Source organism: Chitinophaga sp. sic0106 (assembly GCF_019219075.1).
GTDB lineage: Bacteria > Bacteroidota > Bacteroidia > Chitinophagales > Chitinophagaceae > Chitinophaga.
The window spans coordinates 77,958-94,426 of sequence record NZ_JAHUWJ010000012.1 but is presented as its reverse complement, the minus strand read 5'-3'; the positions used below and the strand labels follow the sequence as shown (position 1 = coordinate 94,426).

11 protein-coding genes are annotated in these 16,469 nt (G+C 47.5%); 7 read left to right on the top strand and 4 right to left on the bottom strand.

The features are described 5' to 3' along the window. Positions 1-10 precede the first annotated feature (10 nt). From KW844_RS18110 to KW844_RS18095, 4 genes are all read left to right on the top strand, one after another. Positions 11-3,202, top strand: a complete 3,192-nt coding sequence (locus KW844_RS18110) for a TonB-dependent receptor (protein WP_218378188.1) — start codon at positions 11-13, stop codon at positions 3,200-3,202. A 19-nt stretch (positions 3,203-3,221) separates the two neighbouring features. Beyond that, positions 3,222-4,871: a RagB/SusD family nutrient uptake outer membrane protein gene (locus KW844_RS18105; RefSeq protein WP_218378187.1), complete on the top strand. Its 1,650-nt coding sequence runs from the start codon at positions 3,222-3,224 to the stop codon at positions 4,869-4,871. Positions 4,872-4,888: 17 nt separating this feature from the next. Then, a complete protein-coding gene (locus KW844_RS18100) occupies positions 4,889-6,118 on the top strand; it encodes a glycan-binding surface protein (protein WP_218378186.1) in 1,230 nt (409 codons plus the stop codon). Between the two features lie 85 nt (positions 6,119-6,203). Beyond that, positions 6,204-7,934: an alpha-L-arabinofuranosidase gene (locus KW844_RS18095; RefSeq protein WP_218378185.1), complete on the top strand. Its 1,731-nt coding sequence runs from the start codon at positions 6,204-6,206 to the stop codon at positions 7,932-7,934. Between the two features lie 91 nt (positions 7,935-8,025). On the opposite strand, the gene panC is transcribed toward KW844_RS18095, so the two are convergent. Continuing rightward, positions 8,026-8,892, bottom strand: a complete 867-nt coding sequence (gene panC / locus KW844_RS18090) for a pantoate--beta-alanine ligase (RefSeq protein ID WP_218378184.1) — start codon at positions 8,890-8,892, stop codon at positions 8,026-8,028. A gap of 110 nt (positions 8,893-9,002) precedes the next feature. Between panC and KW844_RS18085 the strand changes: the two genes are divergently transcribed. From KW844_RS18085 to metK, 3 genes are read left to right on the top strand one after another with little or no spacing between them, the layout of a single operon-like run. Continuing rightward, positions 9,003-9,821, top strand: a complete 819-nt coding sequence (locus KW844_RS18085; RefSeq protein ID WP_218378183.1) for a glycogen/starch synthase — start codon at positions 9,003-9,005, stop codon at positions 9,819-9,821. Positions 9,822-9,871: 50 nt separating this feature from the next. After that, positions 9,872-11,227 carry a DUF4270 family protein gene (locus KW844_RS18080; RefSeq protein WP_218378182.1) on the top strand — a complete coding sequence of 452 codons (1,356 nt, stop codon included), beginning with the start codon at positions 9,872-9,874 and terminating at the stop codon, positions 11,225-11,227. Between the two features lie 21 nt (positions 11,228-11,248). Further along, positions 11,249-12,505: a methionine adenosyltransferase gene (gene metK, locus KW844_RS18075; RefSeq protein WP_218378181.1), complete on the top strand. Its 1,257-nt coding sequence runs from the start codon at positions 11,249-11,251 to the stop codon at positions 12,503-12,505. A 67-nt stretch (positions 12,506-12,572) separates the two neighbouring features. On the opposite strand, the gene KW844_RS18070 is transcribed toward metK, so the two are convergent. The 3 genes from KW844_RS18070 to KW844_RS18060 are packed head-to-tail and all read right to left on the bottom strand — an operon-like array spanning position 12,573 to position 16,423. Continuing rightward, positions 12,573-14,225 (bottom strand): hypothetical protein, encoded by a 1,653-nt coding sequence (locus tag KW844_RS18070; RefSeq protein ID WP_218378180.1) that lies wholly within the window; start codon positions 14,223-14,225, stop codon positions 12,573-12,575. Between the two features lie 7 nt (positions 14,226-14,232). After that, positions 14,233-14,979 (bottom strand): TolC family protein, encoded by a 747-nt coding sequence (locus KW844_RS18065; RefSeq protein ID WP_218378179.1) that lies wholly within the window; start codon positions 14,977-14,979, stop codon positions 14,233-14,235. Positions 14,980-14,998: 19 nt separating this feature from the next. Beyond that, complete coding sequence (locus KW844_RS18060; RefSeq protein ID WP_218378178.1) at positions 14,999-16,423, bottom strand: O-antigen ligase family protein; 1,425 nt, start codon at positions 16,421-16,423, stop codon at positions 14,999-15,001. Positions 16,424-16,469: the final 46 nt, after the last annotated feature.

Here is a 16,469-nt window from a genome sequence, read left to right as displayed (position 1 = left end):
CTCTCCACGTATGAAAAGAGCCAGTATTACTGGAAAATCATTCCTCCTGGTATGGTTAGTGGCCTCCTGCATGGCATTTCTGAGCCCTGTATATGGTCAGCAACCCACCGGCGCATCACCCAGGGTAACAGGTAGAATCACCTCAGACTCCGGGGACCCGCTTCCCGGCGCTTCCGTGTCCATTAAAGGTACGCGCTCCGGCACCGCAACAGATGGTGACGGACAATTTAGTATAGACGCTGCCGTTGGGCAGGTACTGGTGATTTCTTCCATGGGTTATAATACCCGCGAGGTGAAAGTACCGGCCAGCAGAGTAGTAGCCTTGCGCTTACAGGAAAATGCCACCAGGCTGAAAGATGTAATGGTGGTAGGTTACGGCACCATGAAGAAAACGGACCAGAGTAGTGCGCAGGTCTCCATCTCCTCGGCCGATATCAATAAAACGATCAACACGACCATGGATCAGGCGATTCAGGGCCGTGCGGCCGGTGTTTATGTAACGCAAAACACCGGGCAGCCCGGCGGTGGTATCTCTGTAAATATCAGAGGTGTAAGCACGATTAGTTTCACCACTGAGCCCTTGTATGTGATCGATGGGGTGCAGATACAGCCGAGCCAGATCTCATATGGTAACAGCAGCTCCGTGAATCCGCTGGCAGGTATCAACCCGAGTGATATCGAATCGATGGAGGTATTGCAAGGGCCATCTGCTACCGCTATCTATGGTTCCAGGGGTACGAACGGGGTAATCCTGGTGACTACCAAAAGAGGCAGCAAAGGCCTGAAAGTAGGGTATAGCTACCTTTATACCAATCAGGAACGTCCTAATGAGGTGCCCACCATGAACCTGCAGCAGTTTGCCACCATGAGCAACGCTATTGCCGCTGACCTGAACAGAACACCGACGCCTGAATTCCAGAACCCGTCAGTACTGGGAGCTGGTACCAACTGGCAGCATGAGCTGTTCCGGCCATCTCCGCTGAGTAAACATCAGTTTAATGTAAGTAATAGCAACAGTGTTACCAATTACTATATTTCCGGCGAATACCTTACGCAGCAAGGGGTAGCTACCGGTTCTGATTTCGAACGGTATTCTTTCCGCGCCAACATGGATAACCAGGCGTTTAAATGGCTGAAGCTGAGCACCAGTGTCAACTTCTACCAAACCAATGAGCGCTTGTCCAGTACCTCCGAAGATGTGATCCGTACCGCCCTGAACCTGGCGCCCAACGTGCCGGTTAAAAATCCGGACGGTACCTGGGGAGGAGCTACTACCAATGAATTTGGCTCCAATGCACAATACGCCCCGCTAAATCCGGTGGCTATATCCACACTGATTGATAACACCTACAAGCGTACCGGCGGATTAGGTGGTATGTCCATAGATGTAACTCCTATCCCGGGATTATTGATCCGTGCCAACTTCAATGGTAATTTTGAGTACGCAGATGGGTCCAAGTTTACACCAACCTATCAACTCGGTTACCAGCAGAACACGTCCGCTACCATGAACGTAACCACCGCTAAAAATTTCTTCTGGATGCTGAACCAATTGGTGCAGTACAACAGGAATTTTGGTAAGCATGCGGTAGGGGTGATGGGAAGTCATGAAGCCCAGGCAAACAACTACCAGGGTTTAAGTGCCAACCGTACCGGATTTGCCAGCAACTCCGTGCAATCCATTAATCTTGGAAATGCTACCGGCCAAACTACCGGCGCTTACAAAGGTTGGGGTTCCATGGAATCTTACCTGACCCGTATCAACTATACTTTCAACGATAAATATATTGTGCAGTTTGTAGGCAGGGCTGATGGTTCTTCCAACTTCGGGGCTAATAGCCGCTGGGGGTATTTCCCATCTGCCTCAGCAGCCTGGCGTATTTCACAGGAACCATTCATGCGGTCAGTCACATTTGTGGATGAACTTAAAATCCGTGGTGAGTGGGGTATGACAGGTAACAGTGGCCCTGGAAACAGGCAATTTGCCAACCTGGGACCGGTAACAACTCCATTTGGATCATCTTTCCTGACCTCGCAGTATGGGAATGCTGATCTGGCTTGGGAGCCTACCGAAACCAAGAACATCGGTTTCAATCTGAACATGTTTAAAAACAGGGTTCAGCTGGAAGCAGATTTTTATCTCCGGAATACAGATAAGTTGCTGCTGGATCTCCCGTTGCCAGGCTACCAGGGAACGGTAGGAGAAGGATCGATCCGCCCGCCGGCGTCCAACATCGGTAGTATGAAAAACAAGGGTTTCAATATTACCCTGAATACGGTTAATATCCAGAACAAAGCTGGATTTGTATGGAAAACAAATTTCAACATTTCTTCGTTCCGTTCCGAAATTAACCGCTTTTATTCCGACAATGCTTTCGTTACCAAAACCCTCTGGAGCCTGAATAATTTTGCAGAACGGTCAGCGGTAGGGCAAGCCCCATGGCTATTTTACGGTTACATCTCCGAAGGGCTGTTTACCTCCGTGGATGAAATCAACAAAAGCGCAGTGCCCACCCAGGCCGATGGTACCCGCCTGCCTACTGCCCGCGATGGCGGTGTATGGGTAGGAGATGTGAAATATAAAGATCTCAATAACGATGGTCTCATCGATTCCAGGGACCAGACTTTTATCGGTAATCCATGGCCTAAACTGACTTTTGGATTTAGCAATACTTTCTCCTATAAAGGATTTGACCTGAATATTATGGTAACCGGTTCCCAGGGTAACCAGATTTTCAACTACCTCCGTTTTGAAAATACACAGCCAAATAATATCGTGCTGGGTAGAAACCTTTTCCAGGAAGCATTTGACTATGCAAGAGTTACTAATGACGGAGATAAATCCGTGATCACTAATTCGGGAACTAAAATACCGCGACTGGTAGCCAACGATGTAAACGGCAATAGTAACCGTTTCACGAATGACTATGTAGAAGACGGTTCTTATATCCGCATCAAAAATGTGCAGCTGGGATATAGCTTCCCCTCCTCTTTGCTGAATATGCAACGGATCGTAAAAGCACTACGTGTATCCATTGGCGTACAAAACCTTGCGACGTTTACCAAATACACCGGCTTTGATCCGGAAGTGGGTGCCTATGTAGGTAAAGAAGCCCAGGTTTCTGCCCAATACATTGGTGTGGACGCCGGCCGTTACCCGCTTACACGTATGTATTCCGCCAGCATTGCTGTTGATTTTTAACAGAGAAAAACGACATTTTATGACGCACAGATATTTTCAGTTTTTGTTTTTGATGACATTGGCAGCAGGCATGCTGACCGGGTGCAGCAAAGACTTCTTAAATCGCCCACCACAAGACCAGATCGTAGATGCTAACTTTTACCAGACTGCTGAGCAGGTTATGGCCGGTACCGGAGGTTTATACAACCAGGTATGGTTCGCCTATAATGATAAAGCCTCTCACGGTCTTGGTGATGGCAGAGGTGGAATATTGATGTCGGGTTCCTACCAGGTAGCCAATATTCGTATGCAAACAACGGATGTGACACCGGAGGTATACAGTGCCTGGAATGCCTTCTATAATGTAGTGGCACAATCCAATATGGCCATCAATAACATTACAAAGTTTGCCGGCCCGGCTGTACCGGACAATATCAAGCGGTATGGGATTGCAGAAGGACGTTTTATGCGTGCTTCCGCATACATTCATCTTGTGATGAACTGGGGCCCGGTACCGGTGATAGAAGATAACCTGGCTATCATGACAGACACCAGTGTGGTTCGCAATACGGTGGAATCGGTATGGGAGTTTATCATCAGAGACCTGCGTTATGCAGAAGAGAATCTGCCTTCCACCCCTTATCAGAAAGGGCGCATTACCAAATGGGCGGCCAAAGGTATGCTGGCCAAAGCTTATCTCACACGCGCAGGGCTGAATCAATCCGGCACCCGTGTGCAGCTGGACCTGGACAGCGCAGCTATACTTGCCGATGATGTGATTAAAAACAGTGGCGCTTCTTTAATGGAGAATTACGAAGACCTGTTTTTGACAGCCAGCAATAATAATTCAGAGAGCCTGTTTGCCTTGCAGTGGAAATATGATGGCGACTGGGGCACACAAAACAGCGTGCAGGCGTTCCTGGCCTTCAGTCCGGCTATCACAGGATTTAGTGATGGTTGGGGGGGAGACATAGGAGCCTCTTATGATCAGTTGAAATTGTATTCTCCCAATGATAAAAGGAGAAAGGCCACTTTCATGTTCCCGGGTGATCACTATTCCTATATTCATCAATCGGTGGATGATCCGAATAATCCCGGTAAAAAGCTGATCCAGGAACTGGATGTACCCTGGAACTATGTGGGTACAGAGCGTTATAACACCCGTGCCTGGGTAAAGAAATATATAGTAGGAAGGCCGGAAGATAACGGTGGTAAAGTGACCCAGCAGCACACCGAAATCAATACCTATATGCTACGACTGGCTGATGTATACCTGGTTTATGCAGAAGCGAAACTGGGTAACTCGGCAACAACTACTGATGCAGCGGCGCTTTCCTATGTAAATGCCTTACGCAGACGTGCCGGCGTTGGGCTTAAAACCTCGCTCACCTGGGATGATATTTATATAGAAAGAAGGCTGGAACTGGCCATGGAAGGACAAGCCTGGTATGACCTGATTAGATTGTATTACTACAACCCTTCCAAAGCATTGTCACTTTTAGGTAGCCAGGATAAAGGTACCTACCGCATTGTGCCAAATACGGAGAAAAACGCTACCAGCTGGACGATTACCTCCGATACGCCGGACTTCTATCCCGTTACGGCCAGTAATTTCCAGTTGCCTATACCTGCACAGGAGTTATCAGCAGCACCTAGTTTACGTAAGCCTCCTGTTCCGTATAAATTCTAATCTCAAAAAAATCACTTATGAAAATTATAAAGAATTGCTGGTTGCAGGTAGTGATGGGATTAATGATGCTATGTTATGTGGCCTGCTCCAAAAACGGAGATGTGTCAGCACCACCAAGCGTTACAAAGATTACGCTGTTGGATAGCACCCTGCAGGACAGCTCCTTTACCAAAGCATTGCCCAGTACACTGATATTGGTGACCGGTCAGAACCTCCATGGCATGGTGAAGGTATTGTTCAATAACCAGGAAGCCTACTTTAATCCCACCTACAACACCAGTACGCACCTGATCATTTTGATTCCGGAAAAAGCGCCTACTGAAGCGGTGGATCCGAATGTGCCGAATAAAATTAAGTTCGTTACCACACATGGTGACTTCGAATACAGTTTTGTATTGGATATACCACCACCTTCTATATCCAGCATTTCCAATGAAAATGCATTGGCCGGTGATTCTGTATTCGTGAATGGCAGCAGCATGTACCTGATCAGTAAGCTGGTATTGCCCGGCAATAGAGAAATTACGGATCTGACTACAAATCCTGCAGGGACCCGCGTTGGTTTTGTGATGCCTGATCTGGGTTCAGATACCGGCAGGCTGGTGATGCATGCCAAGTATGGTATTGCAAGGAGTGACGGGCCGCTGAATGATCATGAAAGCGGAGATGTAATCAGTAACCTGACGAATGACGAGCCAGGGGAGAAGCCGGTATTCAACTGGGCATGGTGGGGAGCCGTGAGAACCAATGATGCTACATTATTTCCGGGTACCCGCGGAGCATACCTGCAAAGTGTGTTCGGTAGTGTAGGCGCCAAAGACGGCGGCTGGTGGAATGACAATCGATCCGGTAATTTCAATGATGTGCCGATGTTTACTGCTGGTATACCTAATGCCGAAGCAGGTAATTATGCCCTGAAGTTTGAGATGAATACGAAAGAGGCCTGGTCGGCAGGAATTATGGTACTGCGTTTTAATGATAAATTCTGTTATCGCTATATGCCATATCTCGCCGCTGCGGACGGTAAATTCTCTACAAAGAATAAATGGCAGACGGTGACTATCCCTATTTCTCAGTTCAGACAAACAGCGGATGGGATAGAGGGTACCGGTGCGCCTGCGGCTATGTTTGCAGATGTATTGAAAAATGGGGTGGTCGTATTCGGTTATCGTTTTATTACCGAAGAAGATCCGGTGGACGTTTACAATGCCGCATTCGACAATTTCAGGATTATAAAAATCAAATAGCTGGGTGATAGAAGCGTAGAAGCGCCGGGTGTTTCCAAATGGGGAAACACCCCGGCCTTTTATTTCGCCTTTCAAATTATTATTCATGAAGAGAGCGCATTTAAAATATCTGTTATTGCCGATGTTGTTGCCGCTGATGCAGGCCTGCGGGAGGCATCAGGCAGGGCCGCCGGAAACAGGTAACGTGGACGACACTACGAAAGTAGTGGTGCCACCAGATCCGGCCGTAGCACCCACTACCGGATTTTTTATCGATAGCTGGCAGCCGGTACGGTTTACGGCCCCTGCGGCCGTGGCTGGGAGCAGTCCTGCATCTGGAGCTGTAAAGGTGCTGGTGGATGCATCTACTGTGATTTGCCGTATATCGCCGGCACTGTTTGGCAATAACGCCAACCCCTATATGACGCAGATAGTGACGCAGCCGTTATTGATGGAGCACATCAAGCAATTGCAGCCGGGCATTATCCGTTTTCCTGGTGGAAACCTGAGCAGCATATACTTCTGGAATGCAGCGCCAGGGGTGCCGCCCGCAGACGCACCTGCCAAACGGCTGGATGGCGATGGGAAAGAAATTGACGGAGGGTATTGGTTCGGTAATAACGATTACGACTATACGTTATCGTTGGCTAATTATTACAAGTTATTGCAGCAAACGGGCAATGAGGGAATTATCACGATCAATTACGGATATGCCCGGTATGGGCTGGGACCTGATCCGGTGGCGGCGGCTGCGCATCTGGCGGCGGATTGGGTAAGGCACGATAAAGGCAAAACACGTTTTTGGGAGATCGGTAATGAAAGCAATGGTAACTGGCAGGCAGGCTACCGGATAAAGACGGCGGATAACAAGGATGGTCAGCCCGAAATCATCACGGGAGAATTATATGGTAAGCATTTTAAAGTCTTCGCCGATTCGATGCGCAGCGCTGCTGCCGAGACCGGTGCGAGAATATACATCGGGGCGCAACTGCTGGAAAAGGAGCCTGCTTCCTGGGCCAATGCAACGGATAAAACCTGGAATGCCGGTGTGCTCGCACAGGCAGGGGAGAAGGCTGATTTTTACATTGTGCATAGCTATTTTACGCCTTATATGACCAATGCAGGTCCGGCAGAGATATTATCGAGTGCGACGGATGTTACCACGGAAATGCTGGCTTACATCGATAAAACGAGAAAAAGTGCCAATGCCCCTGAGCGACCGGTGGCACTCACCGAGTGGAATATATTTTCTGCGGGCTCCAAACAGATGGTATCGCAGGTGGCAGGGGTGCATGCGCTGATTGTGGTGGAGGAGCTGATACGTAAGCAGTATGGAATGGCGAGCCGCTGGGATCTATCCAATGCCTGGGAAGACGGGAACGACCATGGCTTGTTCAGCAAGGGAGAGGCGGCATCGGGGGAGTCGCTTTGGGCGCCGAGGCCAGCGTTTTACTACCTCTGGCTGCTGAAAAAGACTTTGGGCGACAGATGCATACCGGCGAGTGTCACCACCGGGCAAAAGGAGGTATTGGCGTATGCGAGCTCCTTTAGCAGCGGAGAGGTGCAGGTGGTGTTGGTGAACAAGGGGAATACGGCTACTGACATCACCCTGGACTTCAAAAACTTCAAACCGGGGGGCAGGTACTACTGGTATACTATTTCAGGAGAAAGCACCGGATTTAGCCGGAAAGTGCTCATTAACGGGCAGGGGCCATCAGGCAGTATTGGCGGGCCGGGAGAGTATACGGCGGTAAAGGCATATAGTGCTGGTACCGCAGGTGGTATCAGGGCAAAGGTGCCGGCGATGGGAGTGACGATTTTACAGATAGAGAAGTAAGGTTTTACATGGATAGGCGGATGGGATAGGGCGCAAGCCCTATCCCATCCGCCTTTTTTGTCTTTGCCGCAGGCAAAGACAAAAAAGGCGGCTATATTTTCCCCTGAATAACCATGTTATCAATCAACCGCACACCGTCCAGCCAGGCGGCCACTGCTGCCACCACGGTGGTTTGATCATCAGCAGGGTGGTCCAGCGGGAGGAGGTCACCGTTTTGCAGCACGAGGATATCGACATACTCAGGGTCAAAGCCCCCGGCTTTGAGGTTGTCGAAGGCTTCGTGGGCGCTTTCCATGAACAAGAGACCTTTACCGAAGTTTTCCCGGATGGTGGTGAGGGCCTGGTAAATGGCTACTGCTTTTTTACGTGCAGCGGGCGACAGGCGCGCATTCCGGCTGCTCATTGCCATGCCGTCCGGCTCTCTTTCAGTTGGACATACAACTAATTCCGTGGAAGATCCGATGATTTTGAGTAACTTACTGACGATAAGGCACTGCTGAAGGTCTTTTTGTCCCATAAACAGCTTATCCGGTTGAACGATATCGAGTAGCTTATGAACAATCTGGCCAACACCCTGGAAGTGTCCGGGGCGGAATTTTCCTTCCAGAATGGTTTCGAGGGTGCCAAAATCGTAGTGGATGTTTTCGGAGAGTCCGTTCGGGTACATCTCGTCAACAGATGGCAGGAATACTATATCTGTTGATACATCATTTAATTTTTTAATATCAGCTTCAATAGTAATGGGATATTTTTCAAAATCTTTCGGGTCGTTGAATTGAGTCGGGTTGACGAAGATGCTGCAGACCGCCACGTCGGTTTCTTTTTTTGCGGCCTGAATAAGTGACAGGTGTCCCTGGTGCAGGGCGCCCATAGTTGGCACAAAACCAATAGTTTTGCCGCTTTTTCTTACCAGGTCCAGGTGCTTCTTCAGGTCAATGCTGCGCTTAAATTGATACATAAAACATTGTTAAAAAGGATGTTAAAACTGACAGATTGGCCAATATTCCTAAAAAAATCCGTAATTTTGCAAGCCAAATTAAAAATTACTGCATTAATAATCAGCGTTAAATGTCCACAAAGAAAAGAATTCTTTTTATTGCCCAAGAGATGTCGCCTTACCTGGAACTGAGTGATTACGCGGCTATGGTCAATAAAATGGCAATTAAGTCCAATGAGGCCGGACTGGAAGTGAGAGTGATCATGCCGAGATTTGGAATTATTAATGAGAGAAGACATCGTTTACACGAAGTGGTAAGGTTGTCTGGTATTAACATTGTGATTGACGGGGATGATTATCCGTTGATTATCAAGGTGGCTTCATTGCCAAATGCCAGATTACAGGTCTACTTCCTGGATAACGAAGACTATTTCAAGCGTAAGACAGTATTTGCTGACGAGAATGAGCAATTCTTTGATGATAATGCTGCCCGTGCTGTATTCTTCTGTAAGGGTGCGTTGGAAACTGTTAAGAAATTCGGATGGCCTCCGGACGTAATTCATTGCAGTGGCTGGATGACCTCCCTGATACCCATGTACCTAAAGACTGCTTATAAAAAAGAGCCGGTTTTTGCCAACAGCAAAATCGTGTATTCTCTCCTGCCTAATACTTTCAAGGAAAAACTGGGAACGACTTTTGTAAAGAAGGCGACCATCAGTAATCAGATCAAAGAAAAGGATATGGAGCTGTTCAAGGAAGGTACCAATACCGCGCTGAACAGAGGCGCTGCTAAATACGCAGATGCCGTAGTGCTTGCAGCCGACAAGCTGGAGAAAAAAGTGGTGGATGAAGTGAAGGCTGAAAAAGGCAAAATTATTTTGCCTTTCAAGAAAGATAATGAAGATCTGAGCGATTACCTGGGGCTGTACAATCAGTTGCTCGGTAAATAGCTATTAATGAAACGAAAGTTCGGCAACTCAACACAAAAACACCATAACGCGTGAAGATCAAATTCAGGAACCTAAGCTATATAGCTGCCATTGTATCTGTATTGTATGTGTCCTCCGGTTGTAATGAGGCTACCCTGCTGGGTAAAAACCTGATTCCTCCCGGCGACCTGGTAAATGCCACTGATACTACTATCACCGGCATCATTACCCACAACGTATTGCAGTATGATTCCTCCATCATTAACGGCTACAATTATTATAATAAAACCCTCGGTTCCATCACTGCTGATCCGGTTTTCGGTAAAACCCACGCCTTTGTTTACATGCAGGTAGGCCTGCCCAGCTCAGGATTTACCTTCGAAGGGGTAAGCCAGACGCTGGACTCCGTAGTGCTTTCCATCAGTTACGGAGGGTACACCGGAGATTCTACCACGCCGCAAACGTTCAGCGTATACCGCATGAACGAAACAGGGTTTAAAATCGACTCCAACTACGCTTATAACAAGCCGTTGAAATACGATCCATCCCAACTGCTGGGAACAGCCACTGTTACTCCATTAACCGCCCGCGACTCCGTGAGCGTATATGGGGCCAAAGAAACCGCGCAGATCAGGATTAAACTCAGCAACGCTTTCGGTAATGAACTGCTGGCTCAAAAGTCAGACGGTGCATTTAAAAATGACTCCGCATTTGCCGTATTCCTCAATGGCCTGGCCATCGTACCCGATACGGTGCAAGCCAACCACAAGAATATGATGTATGTGACCATGAACAGCACCAACACCAAGCTGACCGTGTTTTACAAAAATACAACCACGGATTCGCTGCGTGCTGCCTTTACCTTTAACAGTTCTTCCAGTGCTCACTCTAACTATTTCGCAAGAAACTTCAACGGGTCAGAAGCTGGTAACTATATCAATACGGCCAACCCGCTGGGCGACAGCCTGCTGTTTATCCAGGCGCAACCCGGACTGGCTACCAAATTTACCATTCCAGGGCTCGAAAACTTCCCCAATGTCCTGATCAACAATGCAGAGCTGATAATAACTCAGGTTACAGTAGGAGAAAGTGATCAAAATAATATTTATTCTGATCCAACTAGCTTAATTTTGCGCCAGTATACTAACGGAGACTCCACCAAACTCCCGATAGATGCCAGCGCCGGAACTGCCTACTATGGCGGAACCAAGCAAGTAGTGACCAACTTTGGAGGTATGATGATTTCTCAGTACAAGTTTACACTGAATCACTACCTGCAGATGCTCATTAAGAAAACCGAAACTAACAATGGATTTATACTGATGGGGTACTCTCCCTTGGTAATGGACGTAAACCGTTTGAAAGCTGGCGGTGGAAACCATTCCCAGTACAGTATGAAATTGAGAGTTATTTATACTAAACCATAAAACTGCTAATCCAAGTTTTTTATGCCTTATTTATTTACATCAGAATCCGTTTCAGAAGGACATCCTGATAAAGTTGCGGATCAGATCTCCGATGCATTGATTGACAACTTCCTTGCATATGACGCCAAATCTAAAGTTGCCTGTGAAACGCTCGTAACCACTGGTCAGGTGGTGCTGGCCGGTGAAGTAAAATCAGAAGCTTACCTCGATGTACAGGATATCGCCCGTGAAGTGATTCGCAAAATCGGTTATACCAAAAGCGAATACATGTTCGAAGCTAATTCCTGCGGTATTCTCTCAGCTATACACGAACAATCTCCAGATATTAACCAGGGCGTTGACCGCACCTCTCCTGAAGAGCAGGGCGCCGGCGACCAGGGTATGATGTTTGGTTACGCTACCCGCGAAACTGAAAACTACATGCCGCTGGCACTGGATCTGGCACATAAACTGCTGCTGGAACTGGCTGCGCTCCGTCGTGAAAATAAAGATATCACCTACCTGCGTCCGGATGCTAAATCCCAGGTAACTATCGAATACTCTGACGATAACAAGCCTCAGCGCATCGATACCATCGTTATCTCTACTCAACATGATGATTTCGATAACGATGAGAAAATGCTGGCGAAGATCAAAGAAGATATGATCAATATCCTGATCCCTCGCGTAAAAGCTCAGCTGAAACCAGAACTGCAACAGCTGTTCGATGGTTTTGATATCCAACACCACATCAACCCAACCGGTAAATTTGTAATCGGTGGTCCTCACGGTGATACCGGCCTGACCGGCCGTAAAATCATCGTGGATACTTACGGTGGTAAAGGTGCCCACGGTGGTGGTGCTTTCTCTGGTAAAGACCCTTCCAAAGTAGACCGCTCCGCAGCATACGCTACCCGTCACATCGCTAAAAACCTGGTAGCTGCCGGTGTTTGCGACGAAGTACTGGTACAGGTATCCTACGCGATCGGCGTAGCTAAACCTTGCGGTGTTTACGTGAATACTTATGGTACTTCTAAAGTAAACATGAACGATGGTGAAATCGCCAGAAAAGTAGAAGAGATCTTCGACCTGCGTCCATACGCTATCGAACAACGCCTGAAACTCCGTAACCCAATCTACTCTGAAACTGCTGCTTATGGTCACATGGGCCGCGAACCACAGGTGGTTACCAAAACTTTCAACAAAGGCAAAAAACACGAGAAATCTGTTGAAGTAGAACTCTTCACATGGGAAAAACTCGACTACGTTGATAAAGTGAAGGCTGCTTTCAATATCTAAGCAGTACCGCTCAAAATACAGAAGGCTGGCTCATATGAGCCAGCCTTTTTTTCCGATATACGCACTATTAATAAATCTCTGATGTCACCGAGGCCGGCAGCTTTGCCTTAAATGCCTCCAGGTTCCGGCGCAACGCCGGTGCATCCGCACTATCCAACGCAAAAAAGTGTACAATCTTATCCGCACAAACCACATTGTCCTGTATCGTCCAGTCGCCAGCTGAAGTCCATTTGCCATACAACTCCGGACTATACCAGTTTTTATAAATCACGGCAATTTTTACATGCTCTTTTTTTAAAAAGCCACCCAGGTAGGCATCGCTGTAATGCCCGGTAAGCTTGCTTTTAGCCACTTCATTATTACCAAGGCCCCACACATCAATGATGCGACTGTCAGATAAAAAGCTCACCGCACCAATGTCATTGGCAGCTACGGACGTCTCCGGATAATACTGCTGCAAAAATCTGCCCATCTGCACCTGCTGATCATAAATATTCCGGCAGGCCCTGTATTGAATCCTGTAACCGGATAATGCTCTTACCAGCAAAGGACTGCCGGCGAAGAACAGCAACAGCAGCAATACTGCTTTCTGCGGGATATTAATCCCCTGATACACTGCCGTGATCTGCGGCCATACACACCATAGCAACATGCTAATACTAATAATGCCTAGTCCCACGAGATAGGCCTCGTAACGAAACATCCAGCCAACCGCTGCCAGGGCCAGGTGCAAAGCACAACCAATGCTCGCGATGATACCGAAGTTCACCGCCTGCTTAGTCAGCTGACCCGCTCCTTTAACCCGTACCAGCACTACCAGCAACGGTAGTACGATCAGTATCCTGATCAAAGAAGTACCTGAAATAGAAGAAGCATAGGCCTTGGAATGATCTGAACTAAATAAGCCCAGCACAGTACTGTTGCCATACATCAGCCGGTATACCAGTATGTCCTGTAAGGCCTGCATAATGCTGCCCGAAGAAGCACTGCCACCGCTGCTTTTTAGCAATACAGAGTTGGGCAGTATATAGCCGCCATAGGCCACCGACACCACCGCAAAAATCACCACCGGCAATACCGCGATAACACCTACCACCAGCGCAGTTCCTATCTTCCTATAAAATAATAAGAGTAATCCTGCTGCCCCCAGCAAAAACAGGGATTCAAAGCGGGCTCCTATCATCAGGGCGCCATAAGCGCCAGCAATCAGCATTTGGCGACCACTTACCTTATCGGCCGTGATCATCTCCACCACCACCTGCACAAACAACAGCGAAAACCATAGGTGTAACAGGTGCTCCATACCGGTAAGTATCATCACGGTAAACGGCAATAATATTATCAGTGTCACCAGCACGATTACACGCCCCATTTCCGGCATGCCGTACTTCAACAGTATGCGATGAGTGCTGTAAAGCAGCCCATACGCCGCTGCCACATTAATCCAGAAACCCACCATATAACCATTGATGCCGGTGCGGTAAATGGCCGCCAGCAATACGGTAAACAGGGGAGAAGAAGAGGCCGACCCATAAGCATCACTCGTGATGCCCCAAACGCCGTGTAACGCAAAGTTTTTGGCTACCGCCATATGAATAAATGCATCATCCAGCGAATAACAGAAATGCCCGCCGGTGAGACGGGAAATTTTATACCAGGAGTAGATTAACAATACTGTAAGAAAAATCCAGGCGGTGTAAAGCGGTTTGTTATTTTTCATTCCTTATTTATTTGTTCAATAAACTGATCGCCGATTCCAGTGGCATATTGATCGTGGTTTCTAATTCTATTTTAGTGAGATTATAACTTTTGTTGAGGTTAATTTGCTGCACCATTTCCTGGTTGTACGCCTTGTAACCGGTACTATATACTTCCAGGCTGATTTCTCCGGCAGTGAATTTCTTTTCCAGCGCCTGGTGATTGTTATAAGCATCCTCCAGTATTGGCATGTGGAGCTCCAGTATTTTTTTTGCAGCTACAAAATTTTCATAGTCATTCAGCACTTTATTGCGACTCCCACGCAAATCATCCTGACGCTCTGCGGCCAGTAATTTCTTTTGTGCCACGGCAATTTTTACCATCTTGGGAGTGGTGAATAAATCACCCAAAGCAAACGCCAGACCTACGTTGTAGGTAGGGTAGTAGTTGTTTTGGTTTACATTGGTTTTAGGATCATTGGGGTTATAATACACCGTATTCCTGTTAAAACTGTTCTCATTGAGGTTAGTGAAAAACGACAGGTGATTGAGCCACTGCAGTTTTGCATTTGATATCTGGTAGTCACTGATTTTTTCTTTCGTGTCTACAGCATCCTGTGTAGGCGTTTTACTCGCCAGATTAATCAGTACCTGCTTGAAACGATGTTCCATACCAGGATTTTTAAGAATGGTGTTGATGTCGAGGGAGTCATTTGACTGCGCCGCTGCCAGCAGTACCATGCACAGCGATAGAGCGATTAACAGCAGTTTTTTCATTTCTGTCAGTTTTCAGTATTTATAAATATCTTGATCTTACAATTACACCGGCCAGTGTATTCATGAATACAGCCATCTCCATCAGCCCGCCGGATTCCTGGGCATACATGGAGATGATAAACGCAAATACCATAGAAGCGGTGGCAATGGCCAACAGTTTATCTTTTTCATCTGTAAAGCGGAAGTAATTTTGCAGGCAAAAACGTAGCTGCAGATAATACATGAATAATAAAAACAACAGCATCACCCAGCCGCATTCCAGCACTACTCTCACCAGGTTACTATCCGGTGGAAAGCCTGCCAGGGGATGACCTGGATTATAAGCCCTTCCTTCTCCCCCAATGGTAAACAAACCTCCACCAAAAGGATGCGAATGGATAAACGGCTGCACACTGTGCCGGTTGATTTCACGCACATTCAAAGAGGCATCCTCAGTGCCGATGAAGGCGGTGCGCACCCGGTTGATAGTGGCATTGCCATAAAAAGGACCGAACAAAATACCACCACCGGCAAAAATCAAAAACATGGCTGCCAGTATAGTATTGCGCTTATGAATAGTAACGAGCAGAAACAACAGTAATCCGGCAGGAATCATCACGTAGCCGGTACGGGTGCCGGAATAACCCAGTGCCAGCAAATGAAGGATCAGTGACAGGACAATCAGCCCCTTTCGCTGAAGATTTATCCAGCTATTGCTGGCTGTAAGTAAGATGATCAGCAATATACTGGTGATCGCCATCATGAGGCCATACACCGCCGGATCCGTCATGGTACCATTTACCCGCAAATGCCCGCCAATCATAGTCGTCAGCAGCTTCTCCGGGGTGGTCATGATCAGTGCCATTTCCCAGGAAGGAAGTCCAAACCACTCCTGGTAACAGCCATAAAATGCCGAAATGGTCGACAGTCCAATCCAGAACTTGAAGAAAAAATAAATATCCTTCTTGCTGCGGAGCGCGATGGTAGTGAGTATGGCAATAAACAGGTACCGCAGCGATATCCTGAAAAAGATGCCTAACGTTGTTTTATTAGGAGCCATCGGATTCAGCGACTCCAGCATGTAATAACTAAACTGCAGGAAAAGCATCAGGAAAATCGGCTCCCTGAAGTAGTTGATGGCACCTTCCGTAGTCCTGCTTTTTTTCAGCATGGTCCCAAGGGCCGAGCTGAAAATCATGAGATCAAGTACCACACCCACCGGGGCTTCCTGCTGATATATTCTTTCAAAAAAACGTATAGTGATGACCGTAGTCAGGGTAATATAGAATCCCAGCTTCGCATTGTTTAAACACGTGGTGGCGAGTGCAATGCCGAATATAGCGACCAGGATCAGCACACCTGTACGGTAATTCCCGGCTGTCAGGTATGGTACTGCCGGTACTGCTATCGCCATCAGTGAAAACAGTAAGAGGTCTGACCTATATGCTTTTATCGGTTCCAGCATCAGAGAAATACAACTTTTACAAATAGCGCTATTAGCACGATGATGA

What these genes read in the sequence shown, in the direction of transcription:
- KW844_RS18110 (WP_218378188.1), top strand. Translation starts at nt 11, where the DNA reads ATGAAAAGAGCCAGTATTACTGGAAAATCATTCCTCCTGGTATGGTTA.
- KW844_RS18105 (WP_218378187.1), top strand. Translation starts at nt 3,222, where the DNA reads ATGACGCACAGATATTTTCAGTTTTTGTTTTTGATGACATTGGCAGCA.
- KW844_RS18100 (WP_218378186.1), top strand. Translation starts at nt 4,889, where the DNA reads ATGAAAATTATAAAGAATTGCTGGTTGCAGGTAGTGATGGGATTAATG.
- KW844_RS18095 (WP_218378185.1), top strand. Translation starts at nt 6,204, where the DNA reads ATGAAGAGAGCGCATTTAAAATATCTGTTATTGCCGATGTTGTTGCCG.
- panC (WP_218378184.1), bottom strand. Translation starts at nt 8,892, where the DNA reads ATGTATCAATTTAAGCGCAGCATTGACCTGAAGAAGCACCTGGACCTG.
- KW844_RS18085 (WP_218378183.1), top strand. Translation starts at nt 9,003, where the DNA reads ATGTCCACAAAGAAAAGAATTCTTTTTATTGCCCAAGAGATGTCGCCT.
- metK (WP_218378181.1), top strand. Translation starts at nt 11,249, where the DNA reads ATGCCTTATTTATTTACATCAGAATCCGTTTCAGAAGGACATCCTGAT.
- KW844_RS18070 (WP_218378180.1), bottom strand. Translation starts at nt 14,225, where the DNA reads ATGAAAAATAACAAACCGCTTTACACCGCCTGGATTTTTCTTACAGTA.
- KW844_RS18065 (WP_218378179.1), bottom strand. Translation starts at nt 14,979, where the DNA reads ATGAAAAAACTGCTGTTAATCGCTCTATCGCTGTGCATGGTACTGCTG.
- KW844_RS18060 (WP_218378178.1), bottom strand. Translation starts at nt 16,423, where the DNA reads ATGCTGGAACCGATAAAAGCATATAGGTCAGACCTCTTACTGTTTTCA.